Genomic DNA, 24144 nt, shown 5'->3' on the forward strand with positions numbered 1-24144 from the left:
CCCACAAAGAAAAACAATTTATTCCAACCCTTTGGTCTCTTCCAGACCCAGCATCAGGTTCATGCACTGGACGGCGGCACCGGAGGAGCCTTTGCCCAGATTATCAAACAGCGAGACCAGCATCATCTGGTCTCCGGCGGCGTTCACGGTCAGGTACAGCTCCATGCGGTCCGTGCCCGCCATGGCATTGGAGTACAGGCCGTTTTCCGGCAGCGGCTCGTTCAGCCCGTGCACCTTGACGGTGGCGGCGTCCTTATAGTAATCCGCAAGGGCGGCAGCCACGGCCTCGGCGGTGGTACCCGCAAGGGTAAGATCCAGCGGCACCAGCACCTGCATCCCGCAGTAGTAGTCACACACCACCGGCACGAACATCGGCGTATGCGCAAGGCCGCTGATCTTCTGCATCTCCGGCAGGTGCTTGTGGCCAAGGCTCAGGCCGTAGCTTTTGGGCGCATCCAGCTTGCTGTGCGCCGGGCGGGCGGGGCTTTCGTAGTCCGCGATCATCTTTTTACCGCCGCCGGAGTAGCCGGAGATGCCGGTGCAGCTGAAGGGGTAGCTTTGCGGCACCAGTCCCAGCTCCACCAGCGGGCGGGCAATGCTGATAAAGCCGCTGGCATAGCAGCCGGGCACTGCCACGCGGTAAGAGTTTTGAATTTTTTCCTTCTGTCCCTTCAGCTCCGGGAAGCCGTAGTCCCATGCGGCATCGGTGCGGAAGGCGGTGGAGGTGTCCAGCACCTTCACGTCCGGGCGCAGCAAGGGCATGACTTCTTTAGAAGCTGCATCCGGCAGGCAGAGGAAGGCAAGGTCGGCAGAATTGATGACCTTTGCCCGCTCGTGCACGTCCTTGCGCCCTTCGGCAGAGATGGACAGCAACTCGATCTCCGGACGTTCGGCCAGACGGTCGGCGATGCGCAGGCCGGTGGTGCCGGAAGAGCCATCAATAAATACCTTTACCTTCATGCGTTTTCCTCCTCCCATGCGTCCAGCCGCGCCGTTGCCAGCGCGATCTGCTTTTCTACGCTGGCGGCGCTGGGGCCGCCGTAGCTGGTGCGTCCCTCGCAGCAGTGCACAAGGTCGATGGCATCATAGATATCGTCCTCAAACAGCGGGCTGTAGGTCTGGAACTGGGTCAGGGTCAGCTCCTCCAGCGTTTTGTCGGCGGCAATGCAGTCCGACACCATGCAGCCGGTCAGCTTGTAGGCATCCCGGAAGGGCATTCCCTTCTTGGTCAGGTAGTCGGCGCAGTCGGTGGCGTTGATAAAGCCCTTTGCGGCGGCGCGGCGCATATTGGCAGGCAGGGTCTTCATGGTATCCAGCATGGGGGTGATGGTCTTGAGGCAGAGTTCCAAGGTATCCACCGCATCAAAGATGGCTTCCTTGTCCTCCTGCATATCCTTGTTGTAGGCCAGCGGCAGACCCTTCATCATCACCAGCAGGGTGTTCAGGTCGCCGTACACCCGGCCGGTCTTGCCGCGGATCAGTTCGGTCACGTCGGGGTTCTTCTTCTGGGGCATGATGGACGAGCCGGTGGTAAAGGCATCGTCCAGCTCAATGAACTTGAACTCCCAGCTGCACCACAGGATGATCTCCTCCGAAAGGCGGGACAGGTGCATCATGCAGATGGAGATGGCGCTTGCCAGCTCGATGCAGAAATCACGGTCGGACACGCCGTCCAGACTGTTGGCGCAGGGGGCGGCAAAGCCCAGCTTTTCGGCGGTGAAATCCCGGTCCAGCGGGTAGGTGGTGCCCGCCAGTGCGCCAGAGCCCAGCGGGCACTGGCTGTCCATGCGGGCGGTGGCGTCCGCAAAGCGGTCAAGGTCGCGCAGCAGCATGGAAGCGTAGGCCATCAGCGCATGACCGAAGGTGATGGGCTGGGCACGCTGTAAATGGGTGTAGCCGGGCATGACAGAGGCGGTGTTCTCCGCTGCCTTTTTGCACAGCACCCGCACCAGCTCCACGATGTAAGCCTGCAAAGTTTTGCTGTAATCCCGCAAAGTCAGGCGGATATCCAGCGCCACCTGATCGTTGCGGCTGCGGCCGGTGTGCAGCCGCTTGCCCGCATCCCCGATACGGGCAGTCAGGGTCTGCTCCACGAAGGTGTGCACGTCCTCGGCGGCAGGGTCGATGGTCAGCGCACCGCTGGACAGGTCGTCCGCGATGGAGGCCAGACCGCTGAGGATGTCCGCACAGTCCTGCTCCGAGATGATGCCCTGCCGTGCCAGCATGGCGGCATGGACGCCGCTGCCGCGCATATCCTGCGCGATCATCCGCTGGTCGAAGCGGATGGAGGAGTTGAAGTCGTTGACGCGGCTGTCCACCGCCTTGGAAAACCGACCCTTCCAGAGTTGTTCTGCCATAATATAAACTCCTTATAAAAACGGCAAAGCCGCCGCAGGGGAAAACGCTCCTGCGGCGGTGCCGCCGGCAACGATGCCGGTGTGAGAACCCGCGTGTGAAAGTGTGAAAACACACGCAGTCGAAAATGTTGCGATTACTTGACCTCCGGCCAGTTCTTGGACAGCTTTGCGCGCTCCTTGATGGACAGGCCGAACAGGTTGATGAAGCCTGCGGCATCGGCCTGATTGTAGTCCTCGTCCTCGCCGAAGGAAGCGGTCTGCTCGTCGTACAGGGTGTACGGAGAGGTGACACCGGCGTTGATCATGTTGCCCTTGTAGAGCTTCAGCTTCACATCGCCGGTAACAGTCTTTTCCAGACTGTCGGCAAAGGCATCCAGTGCCTCGCGCAGCGGGGTGAACCACTGGCCGTTGTACACGATGTCGGCGTACTTCTGTGCCAGCTGTGCCTTGAAGTGAGAGCTTTCCTTGTCCAGCGTGATGGTCTCCAGCACGTCGATGGCCTTGTACAGAATGGCACCGCCGGGAGTCTCGTACACGCCGCGGCTCTTCATGCCCACCAGACGGTTCTCCACGATGTCCAGCAAACCAATGCCGTTTGCGCCGCCCAGCGCGTTCAGGTACTCCACCAGCTCCACAGCGCCCATCTCCTTGCCGTCCACGGCAGTGGGAACGCCCTTTTCAAAGTGGATGGTCACATAGGTGGGAACATCGGGTGCCTGCTCGGGGCTGACCCCCAGCTCCAGGAAGCCGGGCTTATTGTACTGGGGCTCATTGGCGGGGTTCTCCAGATCCAGACCCTCGTGGCTCAGGTGCCACAGGTTCTTGTCCTTGGAGTAGTTGGTCTCGCGGTTGATCTTCAGGGGGATGTGGTGCGCCTCGGCGTAGTCGATCTCCTCGTCACGGCTCTTGATGTCCCACTCACGCCACGGAGCGATGATGGCCATATCTGGGCACAGTGCCTTGAGGGTCAGCTCAAAACGCACCTGATCGTTGCCCTTGCCGGTGCAGCCGTGGCAGATGGCATCTGCGCCCTCCTTGATGGCGATGTCTGCCAGTGCCTTGGCGATGCACGGACGTGCAAAGCTGGTGCCCAGCAGGTAGTCCTCGTACTTCGCGCCGAACTTCAGGGTGGGGAAGATGTAGTTCTCCACAAAGTCCTTCTTCAGGTCCAGCACATACAGCTTGGATGCGCCGGTAGCCTTGGCCTTTTCTTCCAGACCGTCCAGCTCGGTGCCCTGACCCACGTCACCGGAAACAGCAACGACCTCGCAGTTGTTGTAGTTTTCCTTCAGCCAGGGAATGATGATGGAGGTATCCAGACCGCCGGAGTAAGCCAGCACGACTTTTTTGATGTTTTCCTTTTTCATGATAAACGCGCTCCTTTAATAAAAATACACTTTTGTTCTCTGATGCGCATTTCCCTTCGCATCCTCTGTCTTTCGTTTGCGGTTGATGCTTTTATTATACGCAGCGCGGGTTTTTCGTCAATGCTAAAAACTGCCAAACATAGCGTCCGTTTCGCTTTTCTTTTGGTTTAATCTGTATCTTTATGCAAATATTATTAAATATATGCGCATTTTATGCAATTCGAGTGTATTTTTTCATGGGTTTTCGGAGAGGATAAACCCTCTGCAAACAAAACCACCGGAGCATCCGCAGACGCTCCGGTGGTTTTCCTATCAATATTTAGTTCAGCTTCAAGTCGCCGTCCTTGATCCAGCCCAGCTTGCGCTCCACCTCGCAGAACACCACGCTGAGCACGGCAGGCAGCACAAAGCACAGCAGTGCCATGGCAGCCCAATCCATGGGGGTGATGGCAGCCTTGGTGCCGGCGGCAATATCGCTGACCCAGCCGGTGTAAACGCCGATCTGACCCACCAGACCGCAGGTGCCCATGCCGGAGGACACCGCTGCGCCGTTCATCTCAAAGTGGAACAGGCAGGTAGCCAGCGGGCCGGTGATGGCACTGGCCAGCGTGGGGGCGATCCAGATGCGGGGGTTCTTGATGATGTTGCCCATCTGCAGCATACTGGTGCCCAGACCCTGACTGACAAGGCCGCCTACGCCGTTCTCCTTGTAGCTCATCACGGCAAAGCCCACCATCTGGGCGCAGCAGCCCGCCACGGCAGCGCCGCCCGCAAGGCCGGTCAGACCCAGTGCGGCGCAGATGGCGGCAGAGGAGATGGGCAGGGTCAGTGCCACGCCCACGATGACCGACACCAGAATGCCCATGACCAGCGGAGCCTGCTCGGTGGCCCACATAATAAGAGTGCCCACCTGACTTGCGGCTGCGCCGATGGGGGCGGCGATGAGCATGGAAAGCCCGACGCCCGCAAAGATGGTCACCAGCGGGGTGACAAGGATATCCACCTTGGTCTCCTTGCTCACAGCCTTGCCCAGCTCTGCTGCCACAATGGCAATGATGAGCACGGCCAGCGGGCCGCCTGCGCCGCCCAGCGCATTGGCCGAGTAGCCCACGGTGATCAGGCTGAACAGCACCAGCGGCGGGCAATGCAGTGCCCAGCCGATGGCGCAGGCCATGGCGGGGCCGCTCATAGCCGTGGCATAGCCGCCCAGATCCACCAGCAGTGCAAGACCGGTCTGCTGACCCACCGTCTTGATGATGGTGCCGATGAGCAGGCTGGCAAACAGGCCCTGCGCCATTGCGCCCAGTGCGTCAATGAGGTAACGCTGCGGAGAGATGACGATATCCTTCCGCGCCAAAAATTCTTTCAGCTTCGACATAAAACTTGCCTTTCTATCCAAAACAGATCGTTAAGGTTACGAACGTATGCCCTGTATCATACCATACACCTGTCAAGACAGCAAGAGGTTGCTGGAAAAAATGTGAAATTTCAGCTTTGTGCAATGTTCTGCCCTGCCGGAACGTATTCCATTTGGAACATTTTCCGACACACTGCCCCGGTGGAGAATTTGTGTAGAAGCCCGCTGTGCCGTTGACTGCTCCCCGCGTGCGGGTGTATACTAGAGGAAGCGTAAAGTTATCATCCGCCGTCCTTTTTATCCTGAACCCATGGGCGGCGTGGAATAAAAGCAGGCCCGCCCCGGGCAAGGGGCAAAGACCCGGGGCAGCGCAGTGCTGCACCACCGGGAGATTCGGAGGCAGAGACGACAGATGAAAAAACGATTTGACCGATCCGGCACAGCCCGCCGCAAGGCGGCGGCAGCCGTTGCAGCGCTGACCATGGCGCTGGTTCTGGCTGTGGGCGGCACAGGGGCAGCGACCCTGCTGTCTGCACAGCCGGAAACTTTGACCGTGGGCGCAGTCGTGCCCCATATTACCGCCGAGACGCCGCAGGCAAGCAGCCCGGCAGCGGCTGACCCTGCACCGGCCACCGAGAGCACAGCGGCCGCCGCCCCGGAGCAGGAAGCGGAAAGCACCGCGCAGCCGCAGCAGACTGCCCCCGCCCCGGAACAGACCGAAAAACCGGAAACCGCCGAAACCGCACCGGCTGAACCGGAAGAAGCCGCCGAAACGCCGGAAACACCGGCACAGCCCGCTGAGGATACCGCACTGGAAGAGGAGAACTCCCCTGCCATGCTGCTGGAAGAGACCCCGGAGCTGGCCGCACAGGACCCGCAGGCTCCCGCAGCGGACGGCACCGCCCAGAACGACACCGCCGCCCAGCACACCCCGGAGGACAGCGTACTGCTGACCCCGGAGCAGATCCAGCAGGCGCTGGATTCCGGCGCGCTGGAGGATGCCGAAGCGCAGTGCATCGACCTGACCGACGAAAACAGCTTTTTCCGGTGGCTGTTCAACTGGCTGTTCGGCATCAAGGACAAAGAAGAAGAGCCGGTGTACTCCGGCTGGCGCACCGAGAACGGCAAGACCTACTACTACGCGCAGGGCACCAACAAAAAGGTCACCGGTCTGCGCTCCATTGACGGCAAGCTGTATTATTTCGATGCCAACGGCGTAAAGCAGGACAACGTGACCTTTGGCATCGACGTGTCCAAGTATCAGTCCGGGCTGGACTGGAACAAGATCAAAAAATCCGGCGTGAGCTTCGTCATCATCCGCATCGGCTACCGGGGCTACGGCGCTGCGGGAAATCTGGTCAAGGACCCCATGTTCGAGGAGCACTTCACCAACGCCCGCAATGCGGGGTTGAAGGTGGGCGTGTATTTCTTTACGCAGGCCGTGAACGAAGCCGAGGCGCAGGAGGAGGCCGAGGGCTGCAACTGGGCGCTGAACGGCCGGATGCTGGACTACCCCATCTTCTACGACACCGAGGCTTCCACCGCCCCGGGCGGCACCGGCCGCGCCGACGGTCTGGGCGTCGAGGACCGCACCAAGTGCGCCATCGCCTTCTGCGAGCGGGTGAAGGAGCTGGGCTACAAGCCCGGCGTGTACGCTTCCACCACATGGTACCGCAAGCGGGTGGATTACAACACCCTGCGCAGCCGCTACACCATCTGGAACGCCCACTACGGCGTCTCCTCCAGCCCCATCGGCTGCGATCTGTGGCAGGGCACCGAGAAGGCCCGCATCAACGGCTACAACGGCGATCTGGACGCCAATATCAGCTACATCGGGTAAAAGAGACTAAACACCCCCGGTCAGCGGCGCAAGCCCTGACCGGGGGTGTTTTTATCATACTCCCCTGTTTTTGTGCATAAGCTGGTGGCAGAGTATGCAAGCGCAAATGGCGGGGAGGCATGGAGATATGTTTGTGGTAACACTGAGCAAAACGAGCCTGAAAAAGCTGGGAGCAGGGGCGGCGTGCTGCGCGCTGGTGGTGTTCAGCGCCATGCTGGGGCGGTTCATCAGTACCCGGACGGTGGCGGTAGCTGCCCCGGTGAACCGTATCGAGAGCGCACAGGACATCCAGACATGGTTCACCGGCTACGGACTGGAGGTGGACGGCGCGTCCATCACGGCGGATAAGGTCAAGATCCCCCGCAAATGGGACGACAGCTTTTCCGCTTTCAACGGGGTGGTGCAGCAGAGCGGCATGGACCTTGCCCGCTACAAGGGCAAAACGGTGGAAAAATGGTCGGCGCTGCTCCCGGCGGCAAGCAATGGCGAGACCAGCCGCTACGGGGTGCTGCTGGTGTACAAAAAGAAGGCGGTGGGCGCGTATCTGCTGGAAAAACCCTCCGGCACGGTGCTGGGGCTGCAGGACGCCCAGAACGAGCTGGCAAAGCAGACCTCCGGCGAGGATTACAGCGGCGACTGGGGCGAGCGGCACGATGAGCAGCTGACCGACAGCACCGCACAGCAGACCTCCGGCGAACCGGAGACAGCGCCCGAAGCCGCCCCGCAGGCAGCGCCCTACACCGAGCTGCCGCTGGACGCAGAAGGCTACCCTGTGGAATAGGGACGGCATTCGAGGGAAAAACGACCTTTTTTAAGCTCTTGTCCGGCAGTTGCACAAACTGCCTAGTTTTTACAAACGATTCGACAAAAATTAGGCAAAACACGGATTTTTGTAGCATCCGTATGTTCAAATATAACAAAAAATTCTTGTAAAAATCGGCAATATGAAACGGTGCAAAAAAACCGGTACGGGTTTATAATAGTAGTATACCGATCCCCGTTGATAAAGCCATGTTCCGGGGCTGAATGTGCAGTCCGGGCAGAGGGATCAAGTAGTAAGGAGAAAATGATTATGAAGGAATTTCAGTACACTGTTAAGGATGCCTGCGGCATCCATGCCCGTCCCGCCGGCCTGCTGGTCAAGACCGTGAAGGGCTTTGCAAGCACCGCTACCCTCGAGAAGGACGGCAAGAGCTGCGATATGCGCAAGCTGATGGCTCTGATGGGCATGGGCGTCAAGCAGGGCGAGACCGTGACCATCAAGGTCGAAGGCGATGATGAAGAAGCAGCCGCAGAGGCCATCCAGAAGTTCCTGAGCGAGAACGTCTGAGCCGCGGCTTAAAAGCCGAGCCCTCGCGGGGAAACTGCGGGGGCTTTTTTTGACAACACGCCGGGCGCTGCACGCCCGGCTGTAAGTGGAAGGAGAAAGTGCTATGCAGGTAGGCACCGGCAAAAGCGTACTCAATGGCATCGCCATTGGCAAGCTGAAGATCTATAAGAAAAAAGACACCGCGATTTCCACCGCTCCTGTGGCAGATACCGCCGCAGAACTGGAGCGTTTTGAAGCTGCCCGCCAGAAGGCCATTGAGCAGCAGACTGCCCTGTACGAAAAGGCACTGGCAGAAGCCGGTGAGGACATCGCCGAGGTGTTCAACATCCACGCCATGATGCTGGATGATGACGACTTTGTGGATGCCATCAAGGAGATCATCAACGGGCAGAAGATGTGCGCCGAGTACGCCGTCAAGACCGCCGGCAACAATCAGGCTGCGGTGTTCTCTGCCATGGACGACCCGTATCTGCAGGCCCGCAGCGCCGATGTGCTGGACATCGCGCAGGCCATGCTGGACATTCTGCAGGGGGTGGACAACGCTTCCCTGCAGGGCACCGAGCCCAGCATTCTGGTAGCCGAGGATCTGGCTCCCTCCGAGACCGTGCGCATGGATAAAAGCCTGCTGCTGGGCTTCATCACCCGCGAGGGCAGCTCCAACAGCCACACCGCCATTCTGGCACGCAGCATGAACATCCCCGCCCTGATCCAGTGCAAGGACATTCAGGACGACTGGGACGGCAAGATGGCTGTGGTGGACGGCTACAACGCCTGTGTGTATGTAGACCCCACCCCCGACCTGCTCAAGAGCCTGAAAAAGCGCCAGCAGGAGGACCAGAAGAAGCAGGCCCTGCTGCAGGAGCTGAAGGGCAAGCCCAACACCACGCTGGACGGCAAGACCATCAACGTGTTCGCCAACATCGGCGGCATGGGCGACGTTGGCGCAGTGCAGCAGAACGACGCCGGCGGCGTTGGTCTGTTCCGCACCGAGTTCGTCTACCTGAACTGCAAGGACTTCCCCACCGAGGACTACCAGTTCGAGGCTTACAAGCAGGTTGTGGAAAGCCTCGCCCCCCGCAAGGTGGTCGTGCGCACCTGTGATATCGGCGCAGACAAGACTGTGGATTATATGAAGCTGGATCACGAGGATAACCCCGCACTGGGCTACCGCGCCATCCGCATCTGCCTGACCCGCAAGGACTTCTTCAAGACCCAGCTGCGCGCGCTGCTGCGGGCTTCTGCCTACGGCAACATGAGCATCATGTTCCCCATGATCACCAGCCTGCGGGAGCTGCAGGACGCCAAGGCTGTTCTGGAAGAGTGCCGCGCCGAGCTGACCGCCGAGGGCGTCAAGATGGGGCAGAACATTGAAGTGGGCACCATGATCGAGACCCCCGCCGCCGTGTTCATCGCGGACGAGCTGGCCGCCGAGTGCGACTTCTTCTCCATCGGCACCAACGACCTGACCCAGTACACCTGTGCACTGGACCGCCAGAACGCAAAGCTGGAGCCCTTCTTCAACCCCCACCACCCCGCCGTGCTGCGCGCCATCAAGATGACCATTGAAGCCGGTCACCGCCATGGCATCTGGGTAGGCATCTGCGGCGAGCTGGGTGCCGACACCGCCCTGACCGAGACCTTCCTGCGCATGGGCGTGGACGAGCTGTCCATGAACGCCAAGAGCATCCTGCCGGTGCGCAAGATCATCCGCAGCGTAGACCTGAGCAAGCCCTCTGAGAAGGCCTGAACCTGGGCAGGACGATAAAAAACATTATTTTAAATTTCGGAAAGCCGGAGCGTCTGCGGACGCTCCGGCTTTCCATTTTCACGGATGGGATTTACCCCCTCAGTCTTTGCCGCCACACAAAAAAGCTCCCCCTTTCGGGGGAGCTGGCACGCCGTAAGGCGTGACTGAGAGGGTTCGCGCGGCGGGCATTTCCAATCATTTCTGCTGTTCCAGCATGGTCTGGATGCGGGTCTTGGCGCGGTAATAAGTCACCCGCGCCCATGCGGCATTGTGGCCAAAAATAGCCCCGATGCTCTCAAAGGGCAGCTCACCGAACACCCGCAGGCTGAACACCTCTTTGTAAGGCTCTTCCAGCGCGTGCAGACACTGGTGCACCGTAAAGGCGGCGTCTTTATCCACCAACAGCTGCGCGATATCCGGGCTGTCGGCGGCTTTTGTTTCGGCATCTTCCAGCGGGGCGGCGTGCTTTGCGCGGCGGCAGTGGTCGTAGTAGGCGTTGCGCGCCACGGTGAACAGCCACGCCCGCACATCCTGTTTTCCGTCATAATCCTTCAAACCGTCCAGCGCCCGGAAAAAGGTCTCCTGCGTCAGCTCCTCGGCCAGCGTCTCGCTGCGGGTAAGTCCCTGCAAAAACAGGCAGACGTCCCGGAAGTAGAGCCGGTAGATGGTTTCAATGTCCATAGTCAGCCCTTCTCAAACACGCCTTGTTCCTGTGTGACCACATCCTCAGATTCGTAAACATAGGTCTGCGTTCCATCCTCTTTTTTCAGGATGAACCGCTTCACCTGCTGACCGTCCCTGTAATAGAGGTTCTCATCGGCGCATTGCACCGTCAGCAGCTGTGTGCCGGAAACTGTGATGCTGGTATCAGAAGCCGATGTGCCCAGCAGCCCTTCCAGCGCAGCATGGATGTGCGGGAAGGTATAGCGTACCGCCCGGACGGTAACGGATGGTTTGCCCCAGTTAAAGGAGCCTTCCAGTTCCAGCCAGACGTTTTCGCCCTGCACTTCCAGCACACAGAGATTCGCCTCATTTTCTTTTTTGTTGTAAGTCCAAATCTTCGCCTGTTCTGCCGTCACCGGCGTTTTTGCGCCGCCCATCCAGAACACCAGCCCAAAGGCGCACAGCACTGCCAGAACCGCTGCCGCCGCTATGCGGATGCTCTTTTTCTGCAAGGTCTTTCGGATGCTCCGCAGCGGTGCATCCGGCTGGGGCTCCGGCTGCACCGGCACCGGCTTTTCCATCTGTTCCAGCTCTGCACGGCAGGCGGGGCACTCTGCAAGGTGCTGCTCCACCAGCGCACTGCTGGCGGGGCTGGCAAGTTTTTCGGCGTACAGGGGCAGTAAATCGCGGATCACGTCACATTCCAGTTTCATGGTCATTTTCTCCTTTGCGGGCTTTCGTGTGCCCTTTCACCCCAATAACGCACAAAGAGGAAAAACGTTACAGAAAAAACGCAAATTTACCCGACCGCGGTCTTTTCCCGCAGTTTTTTCGTTCCCTTGAGGAAGAGCCATACCAGCACTCCCAAAAGCAGGCAGATGCCAATGTGCATGGCGGCCATCATGTATTAGCCCTGAAAATCGAACCGCACCGTTCCGGCCATCAGGTAGGGCTGATGCCCCGCCTTATACAGGGTGACAAAGCAGGAGATGGCGTTGTACAGGCCGTACAGCCCCGCCGCTGCGCACACGATGACCCGCAGCAGCCTGCTTGTGATGAATCTTACGAACATAATTGCAGCTCCGTTCTCTCTCCGTCCTTGTAGCAGTAGATGCCGCCCGCGCGGGAGAAGTCCTTGTCCACCTCCACGCAGTCAAAGGCGCTGAAGGCCTGTTCAATTTTTTCGGGCGTGCAGACAAAGCCCCGGATCTTCAGGGCTGCATCCTCGCCCACCACCGCGTTCCACAGATGGATCGACCAGTAGCTGCAATTTTTGTTCACCGTCCATTTATCGTGCTGTTCCATGTAGTCCTCGATGACCTTCAGCTGCTCTTCCCCGATATTGGTGCTCAGGGACAACCTGCCGGAGTAGCGTCCGTAATTGGCGATATAGCACGGTTCCAGATCGAACAGCAGCCCCGAGAGCCCCGACACCGCCCAGACCGAGAAGGTGACCATCTCGCCGTCCGGGATGGCGCGGTCTTTCAGGTAGACCGTGTGCCCGGTGCGGTTGTCCAGCCCGATCCATGTATGCCCGAAACACTTGAGAAAGGGTTTGGATTCGCTCTTGCCGTCAAAGGTGGTGATGGAAAGGATAAGCCCCTCGGCCTCACAGGGCAGTGTGCGGGCAGTTTTGCCGGCGGCGGCGCTGCACCACAGCCCAAGGACTGCTGCGCACACCGAAAACAGCACCGCCCATGCAATGATCCTCTTTTTCAATGTCGTTCCTCCTGCATCTTACGGCTCAGTCGTTTTCCTTCCAGAACAAGCCGCCGGAGGTCTGGAACAGCAGCCGGGGGTTCACGCTTCTGCTGCCCAGCTTGAAGTCCATGGTCAGCTCTTCGCCCAGTGCGCCCACAGCCTGCCCCTTTTCCACGGTCTGGCCCTTGCTGACCGAAAGCTCCTGCAAGCCGTACAGGTAGCTGCGCAGCCCGCAGCCGTGGTCGATGACCACCGTATTGCCGGTAAGTTCCAGACTGCCCGCGAACACCACCGTGCCATTGGCCGCTGCGCGGCAGGGCGCGCCCGGGATGGTGTACAGCTTTGTGGAGTTGGAGCGGCTGCCCTGCTGACCGTTCGTTACCTTGATTTGTCCGTAGTCCACCAAAGTCATGGAGTCCTCAGCCGGGGGCACAAAGCCGCCCTGCCACTGCTTGGCGGTGGCGTCAGCCTCGTACAGCGGCCAGATGGCACTGCGGAACTGGGCGTTGGCGCTCTCCGGGGCGGGCTCCTCGGCTTCCACCTCTGCCGTACCAAAGTCCTTCGGCAGCACGGTCAGGGTGCGGGTGATGGTCTCGCCATTCACCGTGATGTTTATCTCGTGCCCGCCGGAGGAGGCGTTATAGGCTGCCGGGATATAGGCGCGCCAGCCCTCGGCGGCGCGCACGCACTGCACGCTGCCAAGGTCGGTCTCGATGGTGGGCACGGCGTCCCCGGTCATGCCAGAGATGCGCACGCCCACCGTGCCGCCCTGCTCCACCCGCTCAGTGGAAAGTTCCACCTCCGCGCTGGCCTGCAGGGTGAACCGGAAGCTATACCGGTACCAGCCGGTGGGCTTTGCGGGGCGCTCTAAACCCAGATTTTTGCGCAGCTGCCCGGTGCTGCCGCCCTCGAACTGGGTGATGACCCCGCCCTTGGGCACACGCCATGCGGTCAGTTCCGCCTTATACTCACCGTTCGCAGGGAAGAGGAAGTTCTGGTACTCCCCTGCGCTGCCCGCAAACAGCACATCCCCCGCCGCATTCTGGATGGTCAGGGCGGTGTAACAGGTCCAGTCCGGCAAGGCAAGCTCCGGGTGGGCGGTGTACAGCACCCCCAGCTTTTGCACGGTCAGGGTGGCGGGGCTGGCAAATACCTTATCCAGCTGCCCGCCAAGCAGCGGCACCTGCCAGCAGGAGCCGTTGGTTTCCAGTGCCTGCCCGCCGAACTGCGCCGCGCCGTCCGGGCAGCCGCCCTCAGTGGTAAAGGCATAGCTTACCCCCATCACAGCCGCCAGCAGCACCACCACACCCAGCGCCACACTGATGAGCCAAAGCAAAAAACGCTTCATGTTCCTTCTCCTTATGTACAAAAAGGGCGCACCGGGGCAAGTCCGTTCAGACAGACTGCTCCGTGCGCCCCGATGCGCTTATCTTCCCGGCAGTTTCCGGTATTCAGGGGATTACTCTGCCTCGGTCTCGTCCTCAGCAGCGGCTTCCTCCGGCTCTACGGTGGTTGCGTCATCCTCGCCGAACAGCAGACGCTCGTATTCGTCCAGCTCCTTCTCGCGGCGGTTCAGGTAAAGTGCCACAGCAGCCAGCGCACCAGCCACAGCAGCCAGAACAGCGATCACAGCGACCAAGCAAGATTTTTTCATAGATTCAGTACACTCCTTTTTGCAGTTGAAACGTTGTTTCAGCTTGATTTTTCCAGCGGGCGTCCCGCAAAAGGATCTTGATGCAAACGGCACCACTGCGCCGCTTTGTAACTTTTATTATACCCGTTCGCGTCCAAAATTACAACCGTTGCGCCCCAATTTTCACGCCCCGAAAGTGCTGCGGGGCACACTTTGGGCAGTGTGCCGGTTTTGGCGCAGTTCATTACAGCAAATTGCCAAACTTACAGCAGCAGAGGCTTATATGCCCGGAACGCCCCGGGCAGGGTGTAGGTGGTGCGCAGCTGCTCCCGGCTTGCCCAGACATAGCCCGCAGGCGCGGGCTGCGCCGGAACGTGCAGCTGCACGCCGGACATGAGCCACTCGATATGGGTAAAGATATGCTTTGCGGCGGGCAGGGCAGCGAGAGCTGCCGTGCCGGTGTCCAGCCCCAGTGCCGCCAGCCGCGCCAGCACCTCGGCCTGCAAAAGATGCTCGCCCTCCCACAAGACCGGCTGCCACAGCCCGGCCAGCAGCCCTTTTTGCGGCCGCTGCTGCACCAGAAAGCCCGCCGGGCTTTCCACCAGTGCCAGCGTTACCGGCACAAGTTTGCGGGGCTTCGGCTTTGCCTTCTGGGGCAGCTGGGCGGTGGTGCCCGCCGCCCGGGCAAGGCAGAGCTCTGCCAGCGGGCACTGCCCGCACAAAGGCGCGCCGTTGGGCACGCAGACCAGCGCGCCCAACTCCATCAGCGCCTGATTGTAATCCCCGGCCTTTTCCGGCGGCTGATGCTCCATGACCCGGGCGGTAAAGGCCTTTTTTACCGCCGGTTCTGTAATTACACCGGTGTCATTATACAGGCGGGAAAACACCCGCAGCACATTGCCGTCCACGGCGGGCACGGGCAAGCCGAAGCTGATGGACGCAATGGCACCGGCGGTGTACTCCCCGATGCCGGGCAGCGCGCGCAGGGCGGCGTAGTCGGCGGGCAGCTGCCCGCCGTACTGCGCACAGACGAGCTTTGCAGCCTTTTGCAGGTTGCGCACCCGGCTGTAATAGCCCAGCCCCTCCCACAGCTTATGCAGCTTTTCCTCCTCGCAGGCGGCAAGCGCGGGGATATCCGGCAGCTCTTCCAGAAAGCGGTAGTAATACGGCAGCACCGCCGACACCCGGGTCTGCTGCAGCATCACCTCGCTGAGCCACACATGGTAGGGGGTGGGGTCCTCCCGGAAGGGCAGGCTGCGGCGGTTCTTGTAAAACCAGTCCAAGAGGGCAGGCGAAATGTTTTCCACTTGTTTTGTGCTCCTTGTTGAAAAATGAAGAACAAGAAAGCCGCCGCAGAAGCGGCGGCTTTCTTTAGTTACAGTATGCGCGCTTCTCAGAAGCCGTATGCGGTGCGGGGGAAGGGCAGCACGTCACGGATGTTCTGGATACCGGTGAGGTACATGATCATGCGCTCAAAGCCCAAGCCGTAGCCTGCGTGCTCCACACCGCCGAACTTGCGCAGGTTCAGGTACCACTCGTAGTTGGTCTTGTCCATGCCCAGCTCGTCCATGCGGGCCACCAGCTTGCCGTAGTCCTCTTCACGCTGGCTGCCGCCGATCAGCTCGCCGATGCCGGGCACCAGCATATCTGCTGCCGCCACGGTCTTGCCATCGGCGTTTTGCTTCATGTAGAAGCTCTTGATCTCCTTGGGGTAGTCGGTGACGAACACCGGCTTTTTGTACACCACCTCGGTCAGGTAGCGCTCGTGCTCGGTCTGGATATCCACGCCCCACTCCACGGGGTACTGGAACTTCTTGTTGTTCTTTTTCAGAATTTCGATAGCCTCGGTGTAGCTGATGCGGGCGAACTCGCTGTTTGCCACCAGCTCCAGACGCTCGACAAGGCCCTTATCAATGAACTGGTTAAAGAAGGCCATCTCATCCGGGCAGTTGTCCAGCACATAGCGGATGACGTACTTGATCATAGCCTCGGCGTTGTCCATGTAGCCGTTCAGGTCGCAGAAGGCCATCTCCGGCTCGATCATCCAGAACTCGGCAGCGTGGCGGGTAGTAAAGCTCTTCTCGGCGCGGAAGGTGGGGCCAAAGGTGTACACCTTGCCAAAGGCCATCGCCATGGCCTCGGCTTCCAGCTGGCCGGAAACGGTCAGGTTGACCGGCTTTTCAAAGAAGTCCTTGCTGTAATCCACAGCGCCGTCCTCGGTCTTGGGCACATTGTCCAGATCCAGTGTGGTCACACGGAACATCTCGCCTGCACCCTCGCAGTCGGAAGCGGTGATCAGCGGAGAGTGGGCGTAGACAAAGCCGTTCTCCTGAAAGAACTTGTGGATAGCGTAGGCAGCCACGCTGCGCACGCGGAAGGCAGCGTTGAAGGTGTTGGTGCGGGGGCGCAGAGTGGGCATGGTGCGCAGATACTCCATGCTCATCTTCTTTTTCTGCAGGGGGTACTCGTCGGCGGGGCAGTCGCCCAGGATCTCCACGCTCTCGGCGTTCAGCTCAAAGGGCTGCTTTGCCTGCGGGGTGAGCACCAGCTTGCCCTTGATGCGCAGGCTGCTGTACAGACCGGTGTGGATGACTTCATCGTAGTTTGCCAGCTTTCCGGCTTCCAGCACGACCTGCAGGGTCTTGAAGCAGCCGCCGTCCGACAGGGCGATGAAGCCGATGTTCTTGGAGTCGCGGATGTTCTTGGCCCAGCCGCAGACGGTGATCTCGGTGCCGTCCGCCGGGGTGTTCTTGAACAGCGAAAGGATCTCGGTACGTTCCATAGTAGTTCTCCTTTTCGTCCTCTGTACAAAGAGGCTCGATCCTCTGCTTTGTCTGCGGGCACCGGGGTACCCGCAGACAAAGCCAAAAATAAAAAATAAAAGACAGCTTTTGCCCTGAAAGTTCAGGGCGAACAAGCTGTCTTATAATGTCCGCGGTGCCACCTGAATTACCGGAAGTGTCCGGTCGCTCACGCGCTCTTTGTTTAAGCGCTGTCCCTGTAACGCTGGACCTGCGGCGCACCTACTTTGCGGCAGACGCGCTGCCGTGTTCAGTTTGCTGCTCCCGGGTGTTCGTTCACGCGGCGCACGGGCGCGGCTCTCAGCTGTGCCGCACTCTCTGGGCCGGACGGCCCGCGCTACTTTTCCCGTTCCTTGCATTTGTTGTTTTAAAATAGCACGTTGGCGGCATTTTGTCAACCTCACCGCACGGCATTGAATAAAATTCTGCGTTTTTTCTTGTCAGAACGCCTTTTCTCTGGTAAAATGGAAAAAGCGGTATTCCGCAAAAACAGATACTGGAGGAGATCATGAAACACGCACACCGCGCCATCCGTCTTTTGACCCTCGCCGTGGTCAGCTGCGCACTGGCAGCCCTGCTGAGCGGCTGCACCAAGGAGGAATTCATTGCCGGGTACAACGAGTTTCTGTTCGGCGACTGGTTCCCCTCTCCCCCAAGTGCCGGGGAAAGCACTTACGAAGGAGGTTCCGCATCAGTGGAGGACAGCGGTCACGTCTACGACCCGCCAAACCCGGAGTGCGATGCCAAGATCTCCTCGCTGATGAGCCAGCTGTATTCGCTGGAGTCTGCGGCACGGTCGGATGTCAGCAGTGCCATCCAGCGCGCAAAGGACGAATACCACGCCCTGCCCGCCAGCGAGCGCAACCTTATCAATAAGGCCAGCATTGCCTACAAGCATCTTTCCTCGGTGGAAAGCACCTACGACAGTGCCGTCTCCTCGGTGGTCAGCGAGATGCGCAGCATCCTGCGGGAGTATAACCAGCCCGAGACCGTAGCCGATCAGGCATGGAGCTACTACCAGTCTGCCAAGCGCAGCATGATCTCCAGCCTTGGCGGCTGATTCAGCCTAATAATGTTTCCACGAGGCCCTGTGCTGCCAGATATCCGGCGTACAGGGCCTCATTTAAGTTGTTGCCGTGCCCGCCGATCTCGATCAGCAAGCTGCCGGTGGTCAGGTCCTGATTATAGAACCGGTAGCTGAACAGCACCGGACGGGTAAAGCCGGGATATTTTGCTTCCATGCTGCGCTCCCACGCGGCGGCAAAGCGCAGGTTCTGCCGCCATGCAGGCAGCTGCACACTGGTGCCGTTGTCGCACCCGCAGATGATCATCACCTGCGCCGCCTGCCGCCCGTCTATGGTGCACACCGGGGCGCAGCGGGTGCCGTTTTCCCGCTCGATGGCGTCGCGGTGGACGTCCAGCACCACCTTGATGCTGGGGTACTGCGCCAGATACTGCTGCACCACCGCCCGGCTGTTGGCATAGCTGCCGGTGTAGCTGGGGTAGTCGTTCAGGGTCTCGTCGTGCAGGGTGCAGATGCCCGCCGCGTTGAGGGTATCTGCCATCACCCGCCCCACCGCGCACATATTGATGCTGCGGTCGGTGCTGCGTGCCCCGTCTCCGGGGGTGAACCACAACCCGGCAGAAAGGCGGTAGTCCTCGGTGGCGTGGGTGTGCATAATGAGCACCTGCGGCGCGGCACTGTCCTTTTCGATGGCAAAGGGCAAGGGCTGCGCCGCCTCGGCGGCGATGTCTGCCGCCGATTGCCGGGTGTTATTTTTGATGCTGCCCGCGCCGCAGGGGATGTACTTTTCGCCGCTGCCCTGCCCGAACTGCTGCTCTGTTACTGTACCGGCATCGGCGGGGCGGGCTTCGTCCGGCTGCAAGGCCACAAAATACTGCTCCACCCCGGTCTGCACCGGGGCGGCAGTCTCCTGCGCCGGAGAGGGCGCGGACGCGGCTTCCGGCACGCTTTCCGCAGACGCCGCCGCAGCCCGGCTCTCCACCGCCTGCTGTCCCAGATGCAGCAAAGTCTGCGCGGCGGGCACCGGCGCCGCCAGAAAGGCCGCCAGCACCAGCGCGGCACTGCGGGCAAAGATGCACAGGGCCGCAAACAGCACCGCAGCCTGCAAAAAGGGCACTGCCCTGCTCTGCCCCGCAGGCAGACGCCAAGGCTCTCTGCTGCGCATGGCAAGACCTCCTTTCTTCACCCCGTCAGCCAGCAGAGCTGCTGCACGGTAAGGCGGGGCTGCAAGGCGCGGTTGACGCTGCCCGCCAGCAGCGCCGCGCCGTGGGCGATGACGCTGTCCAGCGCGCGGGGCGTGACCACAAGGTCTGCGCCCTCCTGCGCCTGCATCAGGGTAGGGATGCCCGCCGCCACCACCGGCACGCCAAGGGTGTCCCGGGTCAGGTGGCGGGTGTGGTCAGCCTGCGCCGGGTAAAGCCCCGAGTCCGAAAACTGCACCGTGCGCCCCAGCCGCTGCCCCTCGGCGGAGCAGAGACTGTCCACGCAGACCACCGCCGCCGGGCGCAGCTGCCCCACCAGCGCCGCCGCCAGCTGCTGCAGCGAAAGCCCGGTGGCTGCCGCCACCCCGGGCGCAACGGCCGCTACCGGGCGCAGGCCCCGCACCGGCGGGGCAGTGCCCGCGCCCATGGTAACAAGGATGCGCTGCACCGTGCGCGGGCCAAGAGCATCGGCGGTGATGCGGCGGTTGCCCACCCCCAGCACCAGCACCGGCCCTTCCGGCGGCAGCAGGGCGCGCAGCTCCCGGGCGCACACCTCTATGACGGCGGCGTCCCGCTCGTCCAGCACGCTGACGCTGGGCATTTCCAGCGTGACGTACCTGCCCCGGGGGCGGCTGAGCCCCTCGCGGGCGATCTCCACCCTTGTCACCGTCACCCCGCCGTGGCGGGCGGTAGCCAGCCGCACCCCTGCGGGCAGGGGCTGCGCTGCTGCCGAAAACAGCTCGTCGGCCATATCCGTAGTACGCATTTTCCACACTCTCCGTTCCTTTTGGGGGCAAAAGCCCGCTTTCTTGCCGGAAAGTATGGGAAAAACAAAACTTTTCCAAACAAAAATCAAAAAAACGCTTGCGCTGGTACGCGAAATATGGTATCATAGGGTGCGCTGTTATAGGTAGCCAAGGAGGTGGAACGAATGCCTAACATCAAATCTCAGAAGGACCGCGTCGTGCAGGCTGCTGCAGAGCAGGCTCACAACAAGGCCATTAAGACCAACCTGAAAACAGTCGTCAAGAAGGCAGACGCTGCCATCGATGCGAATGCCGCTGACAAGGACGCAACCGTCCTGGCTGCTGTTTCCGCGATCGACAAGGCTCGCGCTAAGGGTGTCATCAAGAAGAACACCGCCAGCCGCAAGATCAGCCGTATGGCAAAGCGTGCTAACAAGAACGCTTGATCGCGCAGTTTGATTGACGAACAAAACCTCTGTACCGGGTACCCGGCACAGGGGTTTTTGTTTTTTCGGGGCTATACCCCGCACAGCGCGACAAGGCTCTGCCGCTGCACCGGCTCCAGCAGCTGCTCCGGCGGCAACGGCTGCGGCGGCACCGCCATCCACCACGCCGCCCATGCGGCGGGTACCACCACCGCCAGCGAAAGCCCCGGGTACAACAGCGCCGGCTCGTGCAGCCACGGGCTGCCGGGCGGCAGCACCAGCGCCGTGCACAGGCACAGCGCCGCCCACAGCTCCCACAATACGGTCTGTCCGCTGTGTTTCATGCGCCTCACCTCCGTTTTGCTCCCAGTTTACCAGCCGCCGGGCGCAAAATATGGCGAAGCAGCGCAGACAAACAGCTTAGTTCTGGTCGTGGCTTTTACCCACAAGGCTGCACACCACGCCGCAGACAAGGCTTGCGGTGATGCCCGCAGAAGCCGCAGTCAGTCCGCCGGTCAGGATGCCGATGGCACCCTTTTCTGCCACGGCGGTGCGCACCCCCTTTGCCAGCAGATGCCCAAAGCCCAGCAGCGGCACACTCGCCCCCGCACCGGCAAACTCTGCCAGCGGCGCATACAGCCCCACCGCCGAAAGTACCACTCCCGCCACCACATAGCCGGTCAGAATGCGGGCCGGGGTCAGCTTTGTCAGGTCGATGAACAGCTGCCCCACCGCGCAGAGGACACCGCCTATTAAAAATGCCCACAGATAGTTCATTTCAGTTCTCCTTTTCCGGTGCGGTCAGCTCCACCAAATGTGCCACCGCCGGGATGCTCTCCTTCTGTAAAAAGGTGGTCTGGCTCATCAGCGCCCCGGTGGCGATAAACAGCACCCGGCGGCTGCCCCGGCGCAGCAGCTTTGGCAGGATATGCCCGCAGAGCACAGCGGCGCAGCAGCCCGCGCCCGAGCCGCCGCTTTTTACCCGCTGCTCCCCGGCATCGTAGAGCAGACAGCCGCAGTCCGCGTGGTTTTTCAGCAGCAGACCCTCTGCTGCCAATAACTCCCGCAGCATCTGACTGCCCACCAGCCCAAGGTCGCCGGTATAGATGCAGTCAAAATCCCGCAGTTCGGCGCGGGTATCGGCAAGATACTGTAACAAGGTAGCGGCTGCTGCCGGTGCCATGGCTGCGCCCATGTTGTTGATATCTTTAATATTATAATCCTGCACCCGCCCAAAGGTGGCGGCAGCAATGCCCACCCCCTGCCCTGCCGGGCGCAGCAGGCAGCACCCGGCGGCGGTAGCCGTCCACTGGGCGGTAGGGGTGCGCACCGCGCCGTAACTCAGCGGGGTGCGGAACTGACGTTCTGCCGCGCAGAAATGGCTGGAGGTCATGGCCAGCAGGTTCTGCGCCGCGCCGCTGCTGCACAGCGCCGCGCCCAGTGCCAGCGCCTCCGCCATGGTGCTGCACGCCCCGAACAGCCCCGCAAAGGGCACCCCCAGCTCCCGCAGCGCGTAGCCGGAGGCGGTGCACTGCGCCTGTAAGTCCCCTGCCAGCGCAAGGTCTACCCGCTCGGCGGGCAGAGACGCTTTTTGCAGGCAGAGCCGCGCCGCCCGCAGCTGCAATTGCTTTTCGGCGGCCTCCCAGCTGCGCTGTCCCAGCCGGTTGTCGGTGGTCAGTTCGTCAAAGCCCGCTGCCAGCGGGCCTTCGCTCTCTTTTTTGCCGCCCACCGCCGCCTGTGCGGCGATGACCGGCGGGGTATGAAACAACAGGGTATCGCCCCGGCGCTCTGTCATAAAAATTTCTCCCTTTCTGCAAAAAATGCCCCGGAACGTGCTATACTGGTGCTGTGGCGCTGCAATATCCGGCGGGGCTGTTCCGTATTATAAAGCAGAGGCCCCCAGCAGCCAGAGCACCACACCGTACACCACCGCCGCCAGCGTGCCGTACACGATGACCGGCCCGGCGATAAGGAACATCTTGGCGCCCGTGCCCGGCACACGCCCCTCGGCTTTGAACTCGATGGCCGCGCTGACCACCGCGTTGGCAAAGCCGGTGATGGGCACCAGCGACCCCGCCCCGGCCTTTGCCGCCAGCTTCTGGTACCAGCCCAGCGTGGTCAGCACCGCCGAGAGCAAAATCAGGGTGCAGCTGGTCAGAGTGCCCGCCGCTTCGGCGTCCGCGCCCTGCCGCAAAAAAAGCTGCCGCAGCCCTTCGCCCAGCAGGCAGATGCCGCCGCCCACGCAGAACGCCCACAAGCAGTCTGCCAAAAGCGGCGAGTGCGGCCCGGCCTTTTGCACCCGGCGTGCGTATTCCTGCGCTGTCATCTTCATCTTCCCGCGCCCCCTTTTGCGGATAGTCTGCCCGGGGCGGCGGGTGCTTATCCTTTTTTTGTGAAAGAAGGTATAGTCTATGCGTTCTTCCCATCATCGCAACCATCACGCCCGCCGTCTGCTCTGCCTGACGGCGCTGGCCTGTTTTGTGGCGGGCGGCACTGCCTACGCCTGCACCCGCAAAGCTGCGGTGCCGCAGCTGCCCGAGCTGCCTGCCGAAAGCCTTGTGCAGCAGCCCGCCGAGAACGGCGCGCAGCAGAGCACCCTTACCGCCGCACAGGCACAGGCGCTGCTGGACGACCCCCGCATGATCCTTGTGAGCCGCACCCACAAGATGCCGGAGGACTACCCCGTCGAGACCAAGGAATGCGGCTCGGCCACCGCCATCAACAAGACCTTGCAGACCGAAGCCGCCGACGCCTTTCTCTCCATGCAGGCTGCTGCCGCCAAGGACGGCGTGGATGTGCGGATGCAAAGCGGCTACCGCAGCGTCAGCTACCAGAAAAAGCTGTACGACAACAAGACCCAGTATTACCGCAGCAAGGGTCTGAGCGAAGCCGCCGCCCGGGAAAAGGCCGCCACCATCGTCAACCCGCCGGGCTGCTCGGAGCACAACTGCGGTCTTGCCGCCGACCTGAACAGCCCGGAGCACACCACCCTTGACACCGGCTTTGCCGACACCGCCGCCTTCCGCTGGCTGTGCGAGAACGCGGAGCAGTATGGCTTTATCCTGCGCTACCCCAAGGAAGCCGAAAGCGTGACCGGCATCACCTACGAGCCGTGGCACTGGCGCTATGTAGGCCCGGAAAACGCCGCCCTGCTCAACCAGAGCGGCCTGTGTCTGGAGGACGCGGTCGCCGTTTTGCAGCGCATTGCCGCCGGGGAGACCGTGACCGGTTAAAATCCAATGAAAACTGCCGGAAAACCCTGTGGGGTGCGTTGCAATTTACCTGCTGTTATGGTAAGATAAATACAGTCTGCCCGTGTGCGCGGCACAGCCCCGCACCCCGACAAATGAATTCAACAAAAGAAGGAATATTTTATGATAAACCGCACAAAACTTTCTGTGATCGCCGTCAGCGCCGTGCTGGCTGTTGCCCTGACCGGCTGCGGCGGCAGTGCTTCTTCCGCGCCGTCCTCCGTGTCCAGCGCCTCCGCCTCTGCACCGGCTTCCAGCACTGCCGCCCCGGCAGCGGATACCACCGAAAACGGCACTGCCGATCTGGACAGCGCCGTGGAGTCCCTGCTGGCTGCCAACCCCATCTCCAACCAGTTCGAGATCGCCGCCATGAACATCGAGTACGACTTTGGCCTGAAGGCGGAGGACGTAGCCGCCTACAAGGGCGTGAAGAGCAATGACAACGGTGACGCCGGCCTTGTGCTGGTGGTGGAAGCCGCTTCCGGCAAGGCACAGGACGTGGTGACCGCGCTGGAAAGCTACAAGCAGGATCAGGTGGCTTTCTACGGCAACTACGCCGAGTTTGCACAGGCACAGAGCAACGTGGAAAACGCCATCATCTCCTCCAAGGGCGACCGTGTGGTCATGGTGATTGCCTCCAACGCGTGCACCGCAGACCTGACCAGTGCTGTGGACAGCGCCCTGAACAGCTGAATCTGAC

General features: G+C 61.1%; 26 protein-coding genes. 8 read left to right on the plus strand and 18 right to left on the minus strand.

The window, feature by feature from the left end; all coding sequences use genetic code 11:
* Positions 1-18: 18 nt before the first annotated feature.
* The 4 genes from argC to MTP39_RS13110 form a co-directional block, all read right to left on the minus strand.
* Complete coding sequence (gene argC, locus MTP39_RS13095; RefSeq protein ID WP_249240853.1) at positions 19-960, minus strand: N-acetyl-gamma-glutamyl-phosphate reductase; 942 nt, start codon at positions 958-960, stop codon at positions 19-21.
* Positions 957-2357: an argininosuccinate lyase gene (argH, locus tag MTP39_RS13100; RefSeq protein WP_249240854.1), complete on the minus strand. Its 1401-nt coding sequence runs from the start codon at positions 2355-2357 to the stop codon at positions 957-959. Before argH ends, argC begins: the two co-directional genes overlap by 4 nt.
* A gap of 134 nt (positions 2358-2491) precedes the next feature.
* Positions 2492-3724 carry an argininosuccinate synthase gene (locus tag MTP39_RS13105; protein ID WP_249240855.1) on the minus strand — a complete coding sequence of 411 codons (1233 nt, stop codon included), beginning with the start codon at positions 3722-3724 and terminating at the stop codon, positions 2492-2494.
* 319 nt (positions 3725-4043) lie between these two features.
* Positions 4044-5102, minus strand: coding sequence for a PTS transporter subunit IIC (locus MTP39_RS13110; RefSeq protein ID WP_097783316.1), 1059 nt, complete (start codon positions 5100-5102; stop codon positions 4044-4046).
* A 391-nt stretch (positions 5103-5493) separates the two neighbouring features.
* Here MTP39_RS13110 and MTP39_RS13115 point away from each other — a divergent pair, with 391 nt between their 5' ends.
* The 4 genes from MTP39_RS13115 to ptsP all read left to right on the plus strand — a co-directional run bounded on the left by MTP39_RS13115 (position 5494) and on the right by ptsP (position 9998).
* Positions 5494-6921, plus strand: coding sequence for a GH25 family lysozyme (locus MTP39_RS13115; RefSeq protein WP_249240856.1), 1428 nt, complete (start codon positions 5494-5496; stop codon positions 6919-6921).
* A 127-nt stretch (positions 6922-7048) separates the two neighbouring features.
* Positions 7049-7702: a DUF4830 domain-containing protein gene (locus MTP39_RS13120; protein ID WP_117949438.1), complete on the plus strand. Its 654-nt coding sequence runs from the start codon at positions 7049-7051 to the stop codon at positions 7700-7702.
* 285 nt (positions 7703-7987) lie between these two features.
* Positions 7988-8251 (plus strand): HPr family phosphocarrier protein, encoded by a 264-nt coding sequence (locus MTP39_RS13125; protein ID WP_112091379.1) that lies wholly within the window; start codon positions 7988-7990, stop codon positions 8249-8251.
* Between the two features lie 103 nt (positions 8252-8354).
* A complete protein-coding gene (gene ptsP / locus MTP39_RS13130; protein ID WP_097779394.1) occupies positions 8355-9998 on the plus strand; it encodes a phosphoenolpyruvate--protein phosphotransferase in 1644 nt (547 codons plus the stop codon).
* Positions 9999-10193: 195 nt separating this feature from the next.
* Here ptsP and MTP39_RS13135 read toward each other — a convergent pair whose 3' ends face one another.
* The 8 genes from MTP39_RS13135 to asnS form a co-directional block, all read right to left on the minus strand.
* Positions 10194-10679 carry an RNA polymerase sigma factor gene (locus MTP39_RS13135; RefSeq protein WP_249240857.1) on the minus strand — a complete coding sequence of 162 codons (486 nt, stop codon included), beginning with the start codon at positions 10677-10679 and terminating at the stop codon, positions 10194-10196.
* Between the two features lie 2 nt (positions 10680-10681).
* A complete protein-coding gene (locus MTP39_RS13140) occupies positions 10682-11374 on the minus strand; it encodes a zf-HC2 domain-containing protein (protein WP_249240858.1) in 693 nt (230 codons plus the stop codon).
* Between the two features lie 194 nt (positions 11375-11568).
* Positions 11569-11733: a hypothetical protein gene (locus tag MTP39_RS13145; RefSeq protein ID WP_249240859.1), complete on the minus strand. Its 165-nt coding sequence runs from the start codon at positions 11731-11733 to the stop codon at positions 11569-11571.
* Positions 11724-12380 (minus strand): hypothetical protein, encoded by a 657-nt coding sequence (locus MTP39_RS13150; RefSeq protein WP_249240860.1) that lies wholly within the window; start codon positions 12378-12380, stop codon positions 11724-11726. The genes MTP39_RS13145 and MTP39_RS13150 overlap by 10 nt, the downstream gene beginning before the upstream one ends.
* Before the next feature lie 25 nt (positions 12381-12405).
* Positions 12406-13710 carry a murein hydrolase activator EnvC family protein gene (locus MTP39_RS13155; RefSeq protein WP_249240861.1) on the minus strand — a complete coding sequence of 435 codons (1305 nt, stop codon included), beginning with the start codon at positions 13708-13710 and terminating at the stop codon, positions 12406-12408.
* Between the two features lie 111 nt (positions 13711-13821).
* Complete coding sequence (locus MTP39_RS13160; protein ID WP_249240862.1) at positions 13822-14016, minus strand: phosphatase; 195 nt, start codon at positions 14014-14016, stop codon at positions 13822-13824.
* 242 nt (positions 14017-14258) lie between these two features.
* Positions 14259-15302: an A/G-specific adenine glycosylase gene (mutY, locus tag MTP39_RS13165; RefSeq protein ID WP_249240863.1), complete on the minus strand. Its 1044-nt coding sequence runs from the start codon at positions 15300-15302 to the stop codon at positions 14259-14261.
* A gap of 86 nt (positions 15303-15388) precedes the next feature.
* Positions 15389-16777 (minus strand): asparagine--tRNA ligase, encoded by a 1389-nt coding sequence (gene asnS, locus MTP39_RS13170; protein WP_005925302.1) that lies wholly within the window; start codon positions 16775-16777, stop codon positions 15389-15391.
* A gap of 527 nt (positions 16778-17304) precedes the next feature.
* Between asnS and MTP39_RS13175 the strand changes: the two genes are divergently transcribed.
* A complete protein-coding gene (locus MTP39_RS13175; RefSeq protein ID WP_249240864.1) occupies positions 17305-17856 on the plus strand; it encodes a hypothetical protein in 552 nt (183 codons plus the stop codon).
* Position 17857: 1 nt separating this feature from the next.
* Here MTP39_RS13175 and spoIIP read toward each other — a convergent pair whose 3' ends face one another.
* On the minus strand, positions 17858-18985 hold the full coding sequence (gene spoIIP, locus MTP39_RS13180; protein WP_249240865.1) for a stage II sporulation protein P: 1128 nt from the start codon (positions 18983-18985) through the stop codon (positions 17858-17860).
* A 17-nt stretch (positions 18986-19002) separates the two neighbouring features.
* Positions 19003-19788 (minus strand): GPR endopeptidase, encoded by a 786-nt coding sequence (gene gpr / locus MTP39_RS13185; RefSeq protein WP_249240866.1) that lies wholly within the window; start codon positions 19786-19788, stop codon positions 19003-19005.
* A 165-nt stretch (positions 19789-19953) separates the two neighbouring features.
* On the opposite strand from gpr, the gene rpsT reads away from it, so the two are divergent.
* Positions 19954-20214, plus strand: a complete 261-nt coding sequence (gene rpsT, locus MTP39_RS13190) for a 30S ribosomal protein S20 (RefSeq protein WP_005943554.1) — start codon at positions 19954-19956, stop codon at positions 20212-20214.
* 71 nt (positions 20215-20285) lie between these two features.
* On the opposite strand, the gene MTP39_RS13195 is transcribed toward rpsT, so the two are convergent.
* From MTP39_RS13195 to MTP39_RS13210, 4 genes are all read right to left on the minus strand, one after another.
* On the minus strand, positions 20286-20537 hold the full coding sequence (locus MTP39_RS13195; protein WP_249240867.1) for a peptidoglycan synthetase: 252 nt from the start codon (positions 20535-20537) through the stop codon (positions 20286-20288).
* 76 nt (positions 20538-20613) lie between these two features.
* Positions 20614-20970 (minus strand): SpoVA/SpoVAEb family sporulation membrane protein, encoded by a 357-nt coding sequence (locus tag MTP39_RS13200; RefSeq protein WP_015537621.1) that lies wholly within the window; start codon positions 20968-20970, stop codon positions 20614-20616.
* Between the two features lies 1 nt (position 20971).
* Positions 20972-21988: a stage V sporulation protein AD gene (locus MTP39_RS13205; protein WP_249240868.1), complete on the minus strand. Its 1017-nt coding sequence runs from the start codon at positions 21986-21988 to the stop codon at positions 20972-20974.
* A gap of 87 nt (positions 21989-22075) precedes the next feature.
* On the minus strand, positions 22076-22525 hold the full coding sequence (locus MTP39_RS13210) for a SpoVA/SpoVAEb family sporulation membrane protein (RefSeq protein WP_112091520.1): 450 nt from the start codon (positions 22523-22525) through the stop codon (positions 22076-22078).
* 79 nt (positions 22526-22604) lie between these two features.
* Here MTP39_RS13210 and MTP39_RS13215 point away from each other — a divergent pair, with 79 nt between their 5' ends.
* Complete coding sequence (locus tag MTP39_RS13215; protein WP_249240869.1) at positions 22605-23426, plus strand: M15 family metallopeptidase; 822 nt, start codon at positions 22605-22607, stop codon at positions 23424-23426.
* 141 nt (positions 23427-23567) lie between these two features.
* Positions 23568-24137: a DUF4358 domain-containing protein gene (locus MTP39_RS13220; protein WP_249240870.1), complete on the plus strand. Its 570-nt coding sequence runs from the start codon at positions 23568-23570 to the stop codon at positions 24135-24137.
* Positions 24138-24144: the final 7 nt, after the last annotated feature.

The organism is Faecalibacterium sp. I3-3-33, from assembly GCF_023347295.1.
In the GTDB taxonomy this organism is placed as follows: domain Bacteria; phylum Bacillota; class Clostridia; order Oscillospirales; family Ruminococcaceae; genus Faecalibacterium.